A 15,800-nucleotide genomic window follows, 5' to 3' on the forward strand; every position below is an offset into this window, starting at 1 on the left:
CCGTCTTCCGCAACAACCCCGAGGATGTGGTCGAATTCACCACCAACGCCAAGCCCGGCGACTTCGGCGGGTTCGCGCCCAAGGTTTTCGAGCATGCCGCCAAGGGCGACCTCGTCGCCAACTGGATCCTCGACAAGGCGGTCGCCGACGTCGAGGCTTCGCTCGGCGCGCTCGATCCCGCCGACGATGCTCCGCTTTGTCTGCTCGGCGGCCTGGCACCGCTTTATGGGCCGCGCCTGTCGGCGCGCTACCAGGCGCTGCTGAAAGCCCCGCTCGACGATGCGCTCGGCGGCGCGGTGCAGATGGCGGTGCGCATCTTTGCCGGCAAATCGGGGGTTGCCCTGTGAGCGCCGCCAACCAGATCTTCGCCATGCTGCCGGAGGCGCCGCGATGAGCGCCGCCGACCAGATTTTCGCCATGCTGAAAGAATCCTCGCAGAGCGGCGCGCCGCTCTACCTGCAGCTCAGGAAAAGCATCGAGGAAGCGGTCAATCGCGGCCTGATCGGCCCGGGCGACGCGCTGCCGTCCGAGCGCGACATCGCCAGCAAGGCCGACATCTCGCGCGTCACCGTGCGCAAGGCCGTGCAGGATCTGGTCAAGGGCGGCATCCTCGTCCAGCGCCACGGATCCGGCACCTTCGTCGCGCCGCGCATGGAGCGCGTCGAGCAGTCGCTATCCCGGCTCACCTCCTTCACCGAAGACATGGCGCGCCGCGGCATGGTCGTGCGCTCGGCCTGGCTCGACCGTGGCCTCTACGCGCCCTCGCCTGATGAGATGATGGTTCTCGGCCTGTCGTCGAACGAGCTGGTGGCGCGCGTGGCGCGCCTGCGTATCGCCAACGACACACCGCTGGCGATCGAGCGCGCGGCAATCTCGGCCAGCGTCCTTCCCGACCCAGAGACGATCGGCTCCTCGCTCTACGCGACGCTGGAACTGACCGGCAATCGTCCGGTGCGGGCGGTTCAGCGCATCTCGGCCGCGAATCTCGGCGACGATGACGCGCGCCTGCTGGAAGTGCCGCCGGGGGTTGCCGGACTGCACATCGAACGCATTTCCTATCTGGCGAGCGGCAAGGTGATCGAATTCACCCGTTCGATCTACAGGGGCGACGCCTATGACTTCGTCGCGGAACTCCGGCTGACCGGGCCGGGAGAGGAGAGCCGGCCATGAGCGCAACCACCACCCATATGCGGCGCGAGATCGAGGAAATCCCGCAGGCCACCGCCCGCCTGCTCGATGGCTCGGCCAAGGCGCTTGCCGAGGCCGGCCGCGGCCTTCGCGAGCGCGATCCGAACTTCGTCGTCACCGTGGCGCGCGGCTCGTCCGACCACGCCGCCACCTTCACGAAATATGCCGTGGAGTTGACCGCCGGCCTCGCCGTCGCTTCGGTCGGCCCGTCGATCGCTTCGATCTACGGCGCGAAGCTGAGGCTGCGCGGCTCGGCCTGTCTCGCCATCTCGCAGTCGGGCAAAAGCCCCGACATCGTCGCCATGGCCGAAACGGCCAGGGCCGGGGGCGCGCTGACCGTCGCCATCACCAACACCGCCGACTCGCCGCTGGCGCGGGCCTCGGACTATGCCATCGACATTCTGGCCGGGCCGGAGCGCAGCGTCGCGGCCACCAAGACCTTCGTCAATTCGGCTGTCGCCGCCCTGGCGCTGATGGCGCACAGCACAGGCGATGAGCCGCTGCTTTCAGCGCTCGCCCGCCTGCCGGAGCATTTCGAGAAGGCGATCGCCTGCGACTGGATGGCGCTCGCCGCCGCGCTCGAGACGCCGCAGTCGCTGTTCATCCTGGGACGCGGCCCGTCCTTCGCGATCGCCAGCGAGGCGGCGCTGAAGTTCAAGGAGACCTGCGCCATGCATGCCGAGGCCTACAGCGCGGCCGAGGTCATGCATGGGCCGCTGGCTCTTGTGGGACCAGGCTTCCCCGTCCTGGCGCTCGCCGCCCGCGACGCCTCCGAGCCCTCGGTGGCCGAAGCAGCAGACAGCGTGGCGGCCAAGGGCGCGGCCGCTTTCGTCACCTCCGGCAAGGCAAAGAACGCCAGGCTGCTGCCGCATGTCGCGACCGGCCATCCGCTGACCGATCCGCTGCCGCTGATCGTGTCCTTCTACGGCTTCGTCGAGGCCTTCGCCCGCCATCGCGGCCTCGACCCGGATGCGCCGCGCAACCTGCGCAAGGTAACGGAAACCGTATGAGCGACCGTTTCGCCCTCACTGGCGCCCGCATCTTCGATGGCGCCGACTGGCATGACGATGCGGCCCTCGTCGTCAAGGACGGCATGGTCGAGGCCATTCTGCCCACTGGTGCCATTCCGTCCGGCGTCTCCCTGTTCGAGACCGGCGGCGGCCTGCTGGTTCCCGGCTTCGTCGACATCCAGGTCAATGGCGGCGGCGGCGTCATGCTCAACGACCATCCCGACGTCGCCTCGATCGAGACCATCTGCCGGGCGCACGCGCCGTTCGGCACCACGGCGCTGCTGCCGACGCTGATCACCGACACGCCGGCGATCACCGCCGCGGCCACAGCCGCCGGCGCCGAGGCTGCGCGGAAAAAAGTGCCGGGTTTCCTTGGCCTGCATCTCGAAGGGCCGCATCTGTCCATCGCGCGCAAGGGCGCGCATGATCCGGCCCTGATCCGGCCGATGACGGACGCCGACCAAGCGGCACTGATCGCCGCGCGCCGGGACCTGCCGGTGCTGCTCACCACGATCGCGCCGGAATCGGTCGAGCCGGCCCGCGTCACGGCGCTGGCCGAGGCCGGCATTGTCGTCAGCCTGGGCCATTCCGACACCGACTATGCCACGGCGACGGCCTTCGCCGAGGCCGGCGCGACGGTCGTCACCCACCTCTTCAACGCCATGAGCCAGATCGGCAATCGGGAGCCGGGGCTGGCCGGCGCCGCTATAGATACCGGCGGTCTCTACGCAGGCATGATCGCCGACGGCATCCATGTCCATCCCGGCACGATGACGCTTGCGCTCAATGCCAAGAAGGGGCCGGGCAAGATCCTGCTGGTCACCGACGCCATGGCGACAATCGGCACAGACATGACCTCCTTCACGCTCAACGGCCGCACCATCTATCGCAAGGACGGGAGTCTGAGGCTTGCCGACGGCACGCTGGCCGGCGCCGACCTCGACATGATTTCCGCCGTGCGCTTCGTCCACCGCGTCGTCGGGATCGATCTCGACGAGGCGCTCCGCATGGCATCGCTCTACCCCGCCGAGGCGATCGGCCAGGCGCACCGGCTCGGCCGCTTCGCCAACGGCACCGCCGCCGATATCGTCGGCCTATCGGAGGGCCTGGATGTCAAGAACGTCTGGATTGGGGGCAAGAAGGTTTTGAGGACCTGAGCCTTCCTGCGTTAAGGTGACGAGAAGCTTTGAGACGCTGGCGTGACAGCACCCCCCTCTGTCCTGCCGGACATCTCCCCCGCAAGGGGGGAGATTGGTAGCTTCTGCGCCCCGCTCAATCCTGCAACGTTGGTGATTGGCGAAAGCCGCGGTGACGTCCGATCTCCCCCCTTGCGGGGGAGATGGCCGGCAGGCCAGAGGGGGGTGCGAAGGATCACGACCGATCTCACCCTTGCATCGCCTTCGTCGTCGAAATGCCGACGAGCGTCAGCCGGCTTTTCCCGCCGTGTAGATATCCTTGTACGCCTCGCGCAAAACGTTCTTCTGCACCTTGCCCATCGTGTTGCGCGGCAGTTCGTCGACGAAGATCACCTGCTTCGGATGCTTGTACTTTGCCAGCCGTCCGGCGATGGCGTCGGCAATGTCGGCGGCGCTGATCGCCGATCCCGGCTTGCGCACCACCACCGCCGTGACGCCCTCTCCGAAATCCGGATGAGCGACGCCGATCACGGCGCTTTCGCTGATGCCGGCAAGCGCGTCGATCTCGCTCTCGATCTCCTTCGGATAGACGTTGTAGCCGCCCGAGATGATCAGGTCCTTGCCGCGGCCGACGATGTGGACATAGCCGTCGGCGTCGATCAGGCCGAGATCGCCGGTGACGAAGAAACCGTCGTCGCGGAACTCGGCCTTGGTCTTCTCCGGCATCCGCCAATAGCCGGCGAACACGTTCGGCCCCTTCACCTCGATCATTCCGATCGCGCCCTGGGTCAGCGGTTCGGCCGTCTCGGGATCGGTGATGCGCAGTGACACGCCGGGCAGCGGAAAGCCGACCGTGCCGGCGCGCCGCTCGCCGTCATAGGGGTTGGACGTGTTCATGTTGGTCTCGGTCATGCCGTAGCGTTCGAGGATGGCGTGGCCGGTGCGCTCGCGCCAGGCATTGTGCGTCTCGGCAAGCAGCGGCGCCGAGCCGGAGATGAATAGCCGCATATGCCTGGCTGCATCTTTTGTGAGCCCATCCTGCTGCAGCAATCGCACATAGAAGGTCGGCACGCCCATCAGCGCCGTGGCGCGTGGCATCAGCGACAGGATGCGGGCCGGATCGAACTTCTGCTCAAAGAACATCCTGGCGCCGGCCATCAGGATGACGTTGGTGGCGACGAACAGGCCGTGCGTATGGAAGATCGGCAGCGCGTGGATCAGCACGTCGTCGGCGCCGAAACGCCAGTGCTCCACCAGCACGCGCGCGTTGGAGGCGAGGTTCTCGTGGCTGAGCATGGCGCCCTTGGAGCGGCCGGTCGTGCCTGAGGTGTAGAGGATGGCGGCAAGATCGTCGGGCCCGCGCGCGGCATCGTCGAAATCCGCCGGCTGCAGCGCCGCGCGATCCGCAAGCGTGCCCCGCCCGTCGCCGCCAAGCGTCAGCGTCGCGGCATCCGCCGACGCGGCAAGCGGTTGGATGGTGGACGCCTTTTGCGGATCGCAGACGACCAGCCGCGGTTGCGCGTCACGGAAGAAATAGTCGAGCTCCGGCAGCGTATAAGCGGTGTTGAGCGGCAGGAAGACGGCGCCGGCGCGCAGACAGGCGAGATAGAGCAGCAAAGCTTCCGGCGTCTTCTCCACCTGCACGGCGACGCGATCGCCGGGCTGGACGCCTGCCTCGACGAGCGCATGCGCATATTGCCCGGACCGCGCCAGCATCTCGCCATAGGAGATAGAACGCTCGTCGTCCGTCTCCATCAAGACACGGTCAGGCGCCGGCATGCTGGCGCGAAAGGCGTCGAACAGGTGATTGGCCATAGTCTTCCTCTGGACTTGTGGCTGACGCATTCAATGCATCGGCCTGGCCAGAGCGATATCAGATTTGCCTGCCAGAGCAATTCCAGGAAAGTGCGTAGCGGTTTTCCGTCCGGAATTGCGAAAAATAAGGAGCTAAGCATGTCTCCCGAAAGTGGGAACCGGTTTCGGGAAAAGGCATGCGTAAAATCAAAAACCTAAAGCGCACGGAGCGAATCTGAAAGATCGCGACGCGCTTTAGGGCAGCTATTTGCGGGCGCGCGGCGCCTTGCCTGAGCCGGCCCTTGGATCGTAGCCCTGGTTGAAGCGCGCCATGCACATCTCGGCGGTCAGCCGATAGTGACTGAGCAAGGCCTCGACCGCGGCGTCGGCATCGCCATCCAGCGTTCGCTCGGCAATCGTCCGGTGCTCGGCGAGGTCATCGCGTTCGGAGCCTGGGCCGCGCTGCGAAATCAGCCGGTAGCGGGAGGCCTGGTCGGAAAGCTGGTCGCAAAAACCGATCAGCCAATGCGACCGGCACGCCGAGATCAGCGCGCGATGGAAGGCGCGGTGCAGCGTCTCCCATTCCGGATTGTTGGTCGCGGGGTCGTCGGACTGGCGACGCTCGGCGCGCGCCAAGCGGTGCAGGGCGAGCACCAGCTGTTCTTCCCACTCGGCCGTGCGATGGGCAATGGATTCACGCAAGGCGCGTTCCTCCAGCCAGCAACGCGTTCGGGTCAGCTCTTCGAGCTCCGCCGCACTCACCGGCATCAGGAAGAAGCCGCGCTGGTCATGGCGGCCAAGCAGGCCCTCGGCGGCGAGGCGATTGAGCGCCTCACGTACGGGCGACGCGCCGGCGCCATAGCGGGAAACGACCCATTCGACGCGCAGCTTGCCCTCGGTTTCCAAAGCTCCACGCAGCAGGTCTTCGCGGAGCTGATGGTAGACCGAGCTGGCAAGCGTGCTCTTGGCACCCTTGCCTTCGCCCGTATCGGCGTTTCCGTTTGCCAATTTGACTCCTGTTGCTTGCCCCTGTTTTTGCCAGGGTCCCTCGGCAAAGCAATCTCGTACGCGTATCATACAGACAGGCATTGCCGCCTAAAAGCAATAAGGTGACGATATTCGATCGAATAAAGTAAATTCCCTCAGAAAAAAGCTGATGTTAATGGGCGACTTGATATAACTCGGTATATTGAACAGCCGTTCGGCCGCGCGGCGACTTTTTGTTAGAAACGAGATGTCTATGTCTCTAGTTGGCGGCCCTGTCGGCTGCTGAGCGGATTGCCTCGATATTGGCCCGATAGGCCTCGACGCTGCCGCCCTTGAAGATGGCCGCGCCCGCCACCAGCACGTCGGCGCCGGCGGCCGTCACCAACGGCGCTGTTTCCGGCGAGACGCCGCCGTCGATCTCGATACGGATCGGGCGGTTGCCGATAAGCGCCTTCACCCTTCGCACCTTGTCGACGATTGCCGGGATGAATGCCTGGCCGCCGAAGCCCGGATTGACGGTCATGATCAGGATGAGGTCCAGCCGGTCGAGCACGTATTCGATCGCTGTTTCCGGCGTCGCCGGGTTGAGAGAGACACCGGCCTTCTTGCCGAGACCTTTGATCGTCTGCAGCGAGCGGTCGAGATGCGGGCCGGCCTCGGCATGGACGGTCATGCCGTCGCAGCCGGCCTCGGCGAAGGCCGCCAGATAGGGGTCGGCCGGCGCGATCATCAGATGGCAGTCGAAGAAGGCCTTGGTGCGGTTGCGGATCGCTTTAACCACCGGCGGGCCGAAAGTGATGTTGGGCACGAAATGACCGTCCATCACATCCAGATGGATCCAATCGGCCCCGGCGGCCGCGACCGCCTCGACCTCGTCACCGAGCTTCGAAAAATCCGACGCCAGCACCGACGGCGCGATCAGGGTCTTCTTGCTCATGATACGGCCTCTCCCGGCATCGTCATCGGCGCGCTGGGCAGCGCACCTTTCATGCGGGTCTGCCTAGACCATCGTCCAGGCTAGGGGAAGCATGTTTTCCGCGTCCGCCAGCAGGCGCACAAAACGCGGCTCCGAAGCGGAAGGAAGAACCCGCCGGATTGCTCCGGCGGGTTCGCGATGTGGCGGCGGGCTCCATTATTGGAGGTTGTTGGTCGCCGGGTTCCGCTGCAACCTTGGTTGGTTCCTTGGCACCAACTGCTGCAGGATGTTCGGATTGAGCAGCAGGTTCGGATTGATCTCCACACCCGGCCGTCTGCGAATCGGGAAGCAATCCGGATACCGTCCGGTGGTCCCGACCGGGCAGCGCCGCCTTATGATCGGCTGGCAGATACCGTCGATCATCTGCGAACCCGGGGCGCATTCGGCGTCTTCGAACGTGCCGCATCTGCCTTCTATCACCTCGGTGCCGCGCGGACACACGCACGCGCCGCGCTTGTTGAGGACCTGGCCGCGGATGGAGCAGGTTTGCGGCTTCTTGATCGGCGCGCAGGCCTTGCCCCTCAGCTCCGTTCCCCTCGGGCAGACGCAATCGCCGTCGGCATTGCGCACCTGACCGCGGATGCGGCACTGGCTGGGCGGCTGCTTGTCGGGCACGCAGGCCCTGGCGGCGCGGTCGAGATGCGTGCCGTCAGGGCAGACGCAGCCGTTCGCTGTCGGCACCGCGCCGCGGATCGTGCATTTTGGCGGTATGACCTGACAGACGCCGTTCACCAGCTCGCCACGCCGGCACACGCAATTGCCGTCCTGGTCGCGGTACTGGCCGGGACGCAACGTGCATTGCGGCTCCTGCGGCTGTCCGCTTTGCATGCACCTCCCGTTTTCCAGCTCGGTGCCGCGCGGACAGACACAGCGTCCGTCCTCGGTCCGGATCTGGCCCTTGAGCAGGACGCAGCGTTGCGGCACCGGGAGCGGCAGAAGCTTGGTGCCGCCGGAACTGCACTGGCCATTGCGGAAGGTCGTGCCGTCCGGGCAGGCGCAGCGGCCGGCCGCGTTCAGCACCATGCCGTTCGAGCACTGGTTCTTCACCTCACGCTTGATGGTGAAGGGGTGGCAGGCATAGGCCTTGCCGCGATCGCCCTGCGCATTGGTCGGGGCGAGCGACAGCACGTCGCCGCCCTGCACCGGCGTGTTCGGCGACAGCACGCCGACGCAGTTCTGCCCGCTGACCGTACCCTGCAGGTTGGCGAGTCGGCCATCGTCGGGGAGAACCACAGTCATGTGGTGCGTGTGGCTTTCGCCGGCACCCAACGTCAGGTTGGCGATGCAGGACGCCGGCAGCGTCGCCGGCTCCGGCGAACAGCCGAAGGGCGGATCGATGGAAGTGATCGCAACGCCTTCCAGGCGGCCCAGACCATCAATGCCAATCGCATCGCCGATGCGGACCGGGCCGGAGAAGGTGTTCGGCCCATCGTTCATGATGGTGATCTCGAACGAGCAGGGCGCACCTGGCCGGCACTCAGCATCGCCGGTCTTCTCGACACGGATGGTCGAGGCGCCGCCGCCTTTCGCGCAGGCCTGGCCGATCGGATAGACGATGTCGTCTCCCGGCGCCGGCCCGTAGGAGCCGCGCGCGCAGTTCTCGAACGCGCCATTGGCGCTGACTGTCACGTCGAAGTGCCGGCTCTCTCCGGGCGTCATCACGGCGCCGGGAATCTGGCACGACAGCGTGTTGGCAGGCACCGGCCCGCAGCTCCAGTCCGCGCCGTCGGGGGTCACGGTCTGGATGGCAACCGGCGCACCGCCCGATATAAGCGTGGCGGCATCGCTGACCCGCACCGGACCGGTGGGAGCAGCCGTGCCGGCGTTGCTGACGGTGATGCGGCAGGAAACCACCGCGGCCCCGGCGAGCGAACCATCGCACCCCTTGGTGATGCGCAAGCCGGGCTGGCCGCCATTCGGATGGCGGATGCGTTCGGTCGCGCAGGCCTTGTTGTTGGCGAGGTCGACCTCGCCGGAAATGGCCTTCACCTCGGCGCAGTTCTCCACCCTGTCCGGCCGGTAATTTGCCGGCATGGCAGCCTTGACGACGATCGGCGTCGATGCGCCCGGAGGCAGCGCGATGCCGGCATTGTCGCAGCGGAATTGGCCGGGGCCATTCGGGCCGCAGGTCCAGGGCGGGCTCGGCCCGAAGGTCGAGGAGGTCGGCGCGCCGCCAGGATAGGTATCGACCACCGTCAGCGGCCCGTTATAGGTGCTGGTGCCGTTGTTGATGATGTCGATCACGAAGGTGCAGATGCCGTCCGGCGTGCAGACCGGGATGCGGGCGCGCTTCTTCAGGATCAGGTCGACTTTCTTCTCGACCGGAGGCTGGCACCGCGGGTCGCGATCGCCACGGCGGCAGATCGGGATCGAGGCGCAGGCGCGGTCGTTCTGCTGGCTGCCGAACAGCGGCTTGCCGCTGGCGTGGTAGTCATAGGCGGCGCAGTTGCGCAGCACGCTGCCCTGCCAGCCTGCGGCCGGCTTGAAGCCGAGCTTGAGGTTGACGGAGGCGCCGGGGTTGAGCGTCGTCACCGGGTGGGTGCAGGTCATCGGCGCCGCTCCGGGCACGCAGATCCAGGGCGGGTTCGGTCCTGAGGAAAGAACCGAGCCGGCCGGCAGCGTTACTTCATCGAGGACGATCGTGCCGTTGTAGGGCGCGTCGCCGATATTGGTGACGGTGATGGTGAAGTCGCAGCCGCCTGCCATCGTGCAACGCGGCACCTCGGCCCACTTCTCGACCTTGAGGTCGGGCTGCTCGGGCGGGCACCTGATGTCACGCGGAATGACGATGTCGATCGTCTGCGTGCAGCAAAGTCCCCAGCCTTCCTTCGGCCCGGCATAGGTGTCGACGCCGGTGACGACGAGATGGATGGCCTCGCCGGGCGAGGCGCCGATGATCTTCCAGTCCAGCACGCCGCCGCCGGCAGGCACCTGCTGGGTATCGGGAACGATGGTGATGCCGGCTGTCGTCGTCGACACCTGCACCCACTTGCCGCCCATCTCCGGACCGACCGGCATGTGGTAGATGAAGGCGCCGCCGCCGGGAACGCAGTCGACCGTGCCGCGCTCGACCTTGAAGCACTCCTTGGTGGGAGGCGGAGGCGGCGGGTTGCATTTGGTCAGATCGATCTTGATCGAGGTCTTGACGCCGGTGAGGAAATCGCCGTCGTCGGGTCTATCCGGATCCTGCGAGGGAATGGTCGTTGCCGGCCCGCCTCGCAGCGAGACCTTGATCTCTCCCTGGTTGTCGACCGTCGCCGGCACGGGAAAGGTCGCATGGTCTATCTTGGCCGTGATCCGGAAGGTGATGACGCGCTCGTTCGCGGCACCCTCGCCATCGAGGTTGGCAGCGCTGATCCGGAAATTGGAAACGCTGGCCGTATCGTTCGGACCGGCCGATGAGCTGATCGCGCCAGCGGGCAGCGGTCCGCCGGAGGCGCTGGTGCCGTCGCCGGCGACATCCACGCCGACGATCTGCAAGCCGTGCGGAAGCTGGTCCTTGAAGTCGAGCCTCGTCGCTTTCAGCAGGGCCGCCACGCTTGGCCGGTCGAAGTCCTGCGGGTCGCCGTGGATGCCGAAGCTCAGGACATATTCGACGGTATCGCAGCTTCGCTGACCGCCCTTCTTGGTGAAGAAGGGTATGATCCGGCCGAGTTCGGAATTGATGCCGCGCGGTTGATTGGCGGCCTGACTGGACGGTGCGGTATTCTGGGCGAGCGCCAGCGATGCCGGCATCATGGCGACCGCGATACCGGCCGCCATCAGCCAGCGCGCGCCGCGCCTGGCGTATGACAGGGGTTTCATGATCGTCTCCATGATGGTTTTGCGCGAGGCGAAGCGGGAAAGGGCGAGATCGCTCATCTGTCCCTCCTCGGCGCTTCGCAGTCGACGGCCGGCGTCCTGAGCGGCAGCGTCATCTTGCAGCAAGGGTAGTAGCCACCCTTGTCCCGGTCGGACTTGCGGTAGAAGCAGAGACCGACATTGACGGTGCCGCCCGGATTATGGCCGGTGATGTCGATCGTGTAGGGCTTGCCCGGCTCGTGCGACATGGGTGAGGTCACCCCGACGCCGGGCGTCTTGGACAGAGCCTTGATCGAATCGCCGCCTAAGCCGGCGTGGTCATGGAGATAGAGGTCTGCCTGGAGGCCGCGGGGCGTGCAGAAATACTGCACGTCCTCGACATCGAGGCAGGGAGGCAAATTGCCGGGCGGTGGGAAGTCCGGCGGATAGAAGGGAGGCAGGAAGCCGCCGGGGATTTCCTCATAATAGCCGGCGCGGCCTTCGCACGGACGCCAGACCCTGACGTCGCCGACATGGCCTTGGACGTCCGGGTCCTCGAAATAGCCGTCGAAGTCGACGAACCATGAGCCGAAGGGCGGCACATTAGCCGGCTTGACCAGCGCGCTCGGAGTGAGTTGCACGCCATGCACGGCGAGCGGCCCACCGGCGGCAAGCCGCTCGGCAAGCTCCGGATTGTCGCGCAACTTGTCGCCGGTGTTGACGACCGTGTCGGTGCAAACGGTGGTGTCCAGATTGCCTTCGGCATCGTAGCGGTATTGCAGATCGACGCCGCCGGCCGACTGGCGATTGTCTTGCGGGAAGCCGATCGCATATTCCTGCGGCACTTCCACCCAGACCGATTCCGTCGCCGGATCGTCCGGATCCTCGCGCCAGTAGCGGACGACCTCGCCTTTGCCGGAATCGGCGAAACGGCTGTAGTCGTAACGGTTCTCGACCGGGCCGCGCTGGGCGAGATACATGAAGCCCTTGTTGTCGAAGGCGATGTCGGTGACGGCATAGTCCTGGTCGGCCTTGACCGTCAGCTCCCAGCGCGGATCGCCAGCGAAGCCTCCGTCGCTCGCAATGCCGACCGACCAGATTTCGGCTTTCTCGCCGACGGAATAGTAGAGCCGGCCGCCATGATAGGCGACCGCCCAGACGCGGCGCTCGTCCTGCGTATAACCCCAGGTTCCAGGGTCTTCGCTGTCGAAGGCCGCGGCCTGGATGTCCATCACGGCGCCGTCGTCGGCGACGGGGGCCAGCCCATGCGCCGGACGCCCGGCAACGCCATGATCGAAGCTGTCGATCAGATTGCCGTCGGGGTCTATGCGGTGGATCAGACCGGTGTCGATATCCGAAGCGAAGAACTCGCGGTGGGTGGGATCGAAGGCGAGGTTGCCGATGCCGGGCCCGCTGTTGGTGTCGATGTCGGCGAATTTCGATACGGCTCCGGTGATGCCGTCGATCTTCCAGATCGTGCCCGGTCCGCCGCCGTTTTCGGTGCCGAACTGGCCATCCATGAAGGTCGCTCCCGCGGTGCCGCGGCGCTGCCGCTCGGGGCGGCCGTCATCGTCGGCGTCCGGCGTGACGATCTCGATGCCGTGCAGCGAGGTCGCCGCCGCATAGAGGTTGGGGATGCCCGACGGCACGCCGTCGCGCATGCCGTCATCATAAGTGAGGCCGAACACCTCGCCGATCTGACCCGCCGTCACCTCGAAGGGCGGCGGCGTGTAGACGAGTTGGCCGGAGGCCGGGCCGCCGAGGCGCGAAACGTCGAAAATGCGCAACGAGGCCTGCGATGTGTCGATGAACATTTCGTCGACCGGGTCGACGCCAGGCGGCAAGCCCCCCTCGGAAGAGTCGAAATCGGGAATGACGGTGCCGGGAAAGCCGGTCACCGCCATCGAGCCCGGATGGATGATTTGTGTTTCCTGGGCCTTTGCCGCGCCGCCGAGCCAAAGGCCGGCGGACAGCGCCAGGGCAAGAACTCCGCCGGTTGTCGTTATCGCGCGGCGCAGACCGCCGGCGCGAGAAGCCACGAACGAGCCGCGGTCGCAAAACATTGAACTCCCCCCGAAGTCGTCGGAAGAACCATCCGTTTTCGCCGCGCATATCAGGGCAAGGCGCGGCGTTCCGGCTCGTTCGTCCCTGAAATAATTGTCTGTTTTCCGCTTGGTCACGATACGACGGCTGCCTGGCAGGGTCAACGGAATCAGCCGAAAGCCCAGCGCATCGACCTCGTCCCGAAGACGGTGGCCGCGCTGGACTCCTGTTGCTCCCGGAGACCACCAAGTCTCAGGGTTTCTGGTCATTGGGGCTTTCCTTTCCGGCCCGCACCATGGCGGTGCCTGGTCGTCAGTCGCGAGCTGACGCGGAAAGGTTCAATGCGAGAGGCGCGCCGGGACGGAGGCGCTGTCTTTACCGAGCGACAAGATCACCAGATCCAGTCGCCCTTGCCGAGTGTGGACACCGCCTCGACGATGCGGGTGAAGCTGGCTCGCGCCCGGCCGACCGTATGCCGGGCTCTCAGATAGCCGTGCACCAGCCCCGGTTCCTCGAACCAGTAGGCATGCCCACCGGCTGCGACGACGTGGTCGCGATAGGCCTCGCCGTCGGAGGACAGCGGGTCGCATTGGGCGGTGATCAGCACTGTCGGCGGCAGGTAGGCGAAATTGGCATCGGCGAGCGGATACAGGGTGATGTCGCCGGTGCGGTCGACGCCGCCGGTGCGAATGCTCAGGTAGAACTTGGTATCGCGCGCGGTCAGCATCGGCGCCTCGGCATGCGTCACATAGGAGCCGCGAGAGTGGTCGCCGCCGAGGCTGGGATAGATCAGCACCTGGCCGATCGGCTTCTTGATGTGGCCGCGCGTCGCGTGGGCAACGGCGGCGCAGAGATTGCCGCCGGCGCTGTCGCCGCAAAGCAGGACCGGGCAATCGTAAGTCCCTGCCGCCCACTCGTAGGCGTCCATGACATCGTCGAAGGCGGTCGGATGCAGATGTTCCGGCGCCAGCCGGTAGTCGACCGACACCACCTCGTAGCCGGTGCGCGCGCAAAGCTCGGCGCAGACATCGTCATGACTGTCCAGCCCGCCGAGGATGAAGCCGCCGCCATGGACATAGAGCACCATGGCGCTCTTGTCCGGCGCCGCAGTGCTATAGATGCGGATCGGAATGCTGTCGGTCGGCGTGGCTATTGCCGTCGTTTCCGCCGTCACGCCTTGCGGGTAGCCGGCGAAGAACTCGCGGCACATCCGGTCGTAGATGGCGCGCTGCTCGGCGATCGTGTAGTCGATCGTGTCCGGCGGGTAATAGGAATTGGTCTTCTCGATGAAGGCCCAGGTCTCGGCGTCGATCAGTTTTCTGTAGTCGGTCATGGTGCCTGGACCGACTGGCAAGGTTGAGCCCAGGCACCCCCCTCTGGCCTGCCGGCCATCTCCCCCGCAAGGGGGGAGATTGGCAGTTTCGGCCATGCGGCCATTTCTGCAGCATTTGAGATCGGCGAAAGCCTTCGCGAAGTCCAATCTCCCCCCTTGCGGGGGAGATGGCCGGCAGGCCAGAGGGGGGTGTGACGGAGCGCCATCGTCTGCGACTATCTTCCCTTCCACACCGGGTCGCGCTTCTCCGCGAACGCTCGGAACCCTTCCATATTGTCTTCCGAGCCGTAGAGGATATCGACCGTCGGCAGCTGCCGGCGGGTCACCTTGTTCATCGCATCCTGGAAGGTCAGCGCTTCGGCCACCCGCGCCGTCTCCTTGATCGCGGCGAAGACCAGCGGCGGGCCGCTGGCAAGCAACCGTGCAATCTCCCAGACGCGGTCCTCGAGCTTTTCCTTGGGCAGCACTTCGTTGACCAAGCCCCAGCGCTGCGCTTCCGCCACGTCCATCCAGCGGCCGGTGAACAACAGGTCCATGGCGATATGGTAGGGAATGCGCTTCGGCAGCTTGATGGTGGCGGCGTCGGCAAGCGTGCCGGCGCGGATCTCGGGCAGCGCGAAGGAGGAATGGTCCGAGGCGTAGATCAAGTCGCAGGAGAGCGCCAGCTCGAAGCCGCCGCCCACCGCCATGCCGTTGACGCAGGCGATCACCGGCTTGTTCAAGTCGCGCAACTCCTGCAGCCCGGCGAAGCCGCCGACGCCATAATCACCGTCGACCGCATCGCCGGCGGCCGCCGCCTTCAGGTCCCAGCCGGCGCTGAAGAACTTGTCGCCGGCCGTCTTGACGATGGCGACGCGCAAGCCGGGATCGTCGCGGAACGCCTTGAACGTCTCGCCCATCAGCCGCGACGTCTTGAGGTCGATGGCGTTGGCCTTCGGCCGGTCGAGCGTGACTTCCAGGATGGTGCCTTCGCGGCGGGTGGTGATGACGTCAGCCATTCTTCTTTTCTCCAAGCACCAGCAGCGCGTCCGCAATCCAGGCGCCCTTGCCTTCGGCACAGACGATCAACGGGTTGATGTCGAGTTCCTCGATCTCGCCCTCGTTCTTCTGCACGAAGGCGGCGATGCCGGCGATGGCATCGATGGCGGCCGCGACATCGGCCTTGGGCCGGCCGCGATAGCCTTCGAGCAGAGGGTAGAGCCTCAGGCCGCGCAGCGCCGCCTCGATGTCGTCGCGCGTCGCCGGCAGCATCAGGGTCACGCTGTCGCGCAGCAGCTCAACCAGCAGACCGCCGGTGCCGAGCGTCATCACCGCGCCGAACATCGGGTCGCGGGTGAAGCCGACGATCAGCTCGGCGACGCCGTCGCGCACCATACGCTCGACGTAGAGCCCGGTGCCGAGCGGCAACAGGTCATGCGCGGCATTGCTGACGGATTCGGCGTCCTTGAGGTTCAGCCGCACCGCGCCGACTTCCGACTTGTGCGTGACGCCGAGCGCCTTGAGCGCCACCGGAAAACCGAGAGCCATCGACGAGATCACCGCCTCGACCGCGT

Annotated in this window: 11 protein-coding genes and 1 pseudogene; 4 read left to right on the forward strand and 8 right to left on the reverse strand. The window is 66.1% G+C overall.

The window, feature by feature from the left end:
- The 4 genes and pseudogenes from EOA38_RS10780 to nagA form a co-directional block, all read left to right on the forward strand.
- Positions 1-347: pseudogene (locus EOA38_RS10780) on the forward strand (N-acetylglucosamine kinase); the annotation flags it as partial.
- Between the two features lie 43 nt (positions 348-390).
- Entirely contained in the window at positions 391-1,170 is a 780-nt protein-coding gene (locus tag EOA38_RS10785) for a GntR family transcriptional regulator (protein WP_126090647.1), read from the forward strand.
- Positions 1,167-2,198 (forward strand): SIS domain-containing protein, encoded by a 1,032-nt coding sequence (locus tag EOA38_RS10790; protein WP_126090648.1) that lies wholly within the window; start codon positions 1,167-1,169, stop codon positions 2,196-2,198. The genes EOA38_RS10785 and EOA38_RS10790 overlap by 4 nt, the downstream gene beginning before the upstream one ends.
- Positions 2,195-3,355, forward strand: a complete 1,161-nt coding sequence (gene nagA / locus EOA38_RS10795) for an N-acetylglucosamine-6-phosphate deacetylase (protein ID WP_127299175.1) — start codon at positions 2,195-2,197, stop codon at positions 3,353-3,355. The genes EOA38_RS10790 and nagA overlap by 4 nt, the downstream gene beginning before the upstream one ends.
- A 267-nt stretch (positions 3,356-3,622) precedes the next feature.
- Here nagA and EOA38_RS10805 read toward each other — a convergent pair whose 3' ends face one another.
- The 8 genes from EOA38_RS10805 to EOA38_RS10845 form a co-directional block, all read right to left on the reverse strand.
- On the reverse strand, positions 3,623-5,149 hold the full coding sequence (locus EOA38_RS10805; protein ID WP_127299177.1) for a malonyl-CoA synthase: 1,527 nt from the start codon (positions 5,147-5,149) through the stop codon (positions 3,623-3,625).
- A gap of 243 nt (positions 5,150-5,392) precedes the next feature.
- Positions 5,393-6,136, reverse strand: coding sequence for a GntR family transcriptional regulator (locus tag EOA38_RS10810; protein ID WP_245464829.1), 744 nt, complete (start codon positions 6,134-6,136; stop codon positions 5,393-5,395).
- 238 nt (positions 6,137-6,374) lie between these two features.
- A complete protein-coding gene (gene rpe / locus EOA38_RS10815) occupies positions 6,375-7,052 on the reverse strand; it encodes a ribulose-phosphate 3-epimerase (RefSeq protein WP_126090652.1) in 678 nt (225 codons plus the stop codon).
- A gap of 195 nt (positions 7,053-7,247) precedes the next feature.
- Entirely contained in the window at positions 7,248-10,952 is a 3,705-nt protein-coding gene (locus tag EOA38_RS10820; protein ID WP_127299178.1) for a DUF11 domain-containing protein, read from the reverse strand.
- Positions 10,949-12,934, reverse strand: coding sequence for a hypothetical protein (locus EOA38_RS10825; RefSeq protein WP_127299179.1), 1,986 nt, complete (start codon positions 12,932-12,934; stop codon positions 10,949-10,951). Before EOA38_RS10825 ends, EOA38_RS10820 begins: the two co-directional genes overlap by 4 nt.
- Positions 12,935-13,305: 371 nt before the next feature.
- The gene (locus EOA38_RS10830) at positions 13,306-14,247 is read right to left on the reverse strand and encodes an alpha/beta hydrolase (protein WP_127299180.1); all 942 of its coding nucleotides are present in this window, start codon (positions 14,245-14,247) and stop codon (positions 13,306-13,308) included.
- Between the two features lie 215 nt (positions 14,248-14,462).
- Positions 14,463-15,245: a carnitinyl-CoA dehydratase gene (locus EOA38_RS10840; RefSeq protein WP_127299182.1), complete on the reverse strand. Its 783-nt coding sequence runs from the start codon at positions 15,243-15,245 to the stop codon at positions 14,463-14,465.
- Positions 15,238-15,800: acetate--CoA ligase family protein (locus EOA38_RS10845; protein ID WP_189434590.1), on the reverse strand; the 563-nt coding region annotated here is incomplete at its 5' end. The genes EOA38_RS10840 and EOA38_RS10845, both read right to left, overlap by 8 nt.

The organism is Mesorhizobium sp. M1E.F.Ca.ET.041.01.1.1, assembly GCF_003997355.1.
In the GTDB taxonomy this organism is placed as follows: Bacteria; Pseudomonadota; Alphaproteobacteria; order Rhizobiales; family Rhizobiaceae; genus Mesorhizobium.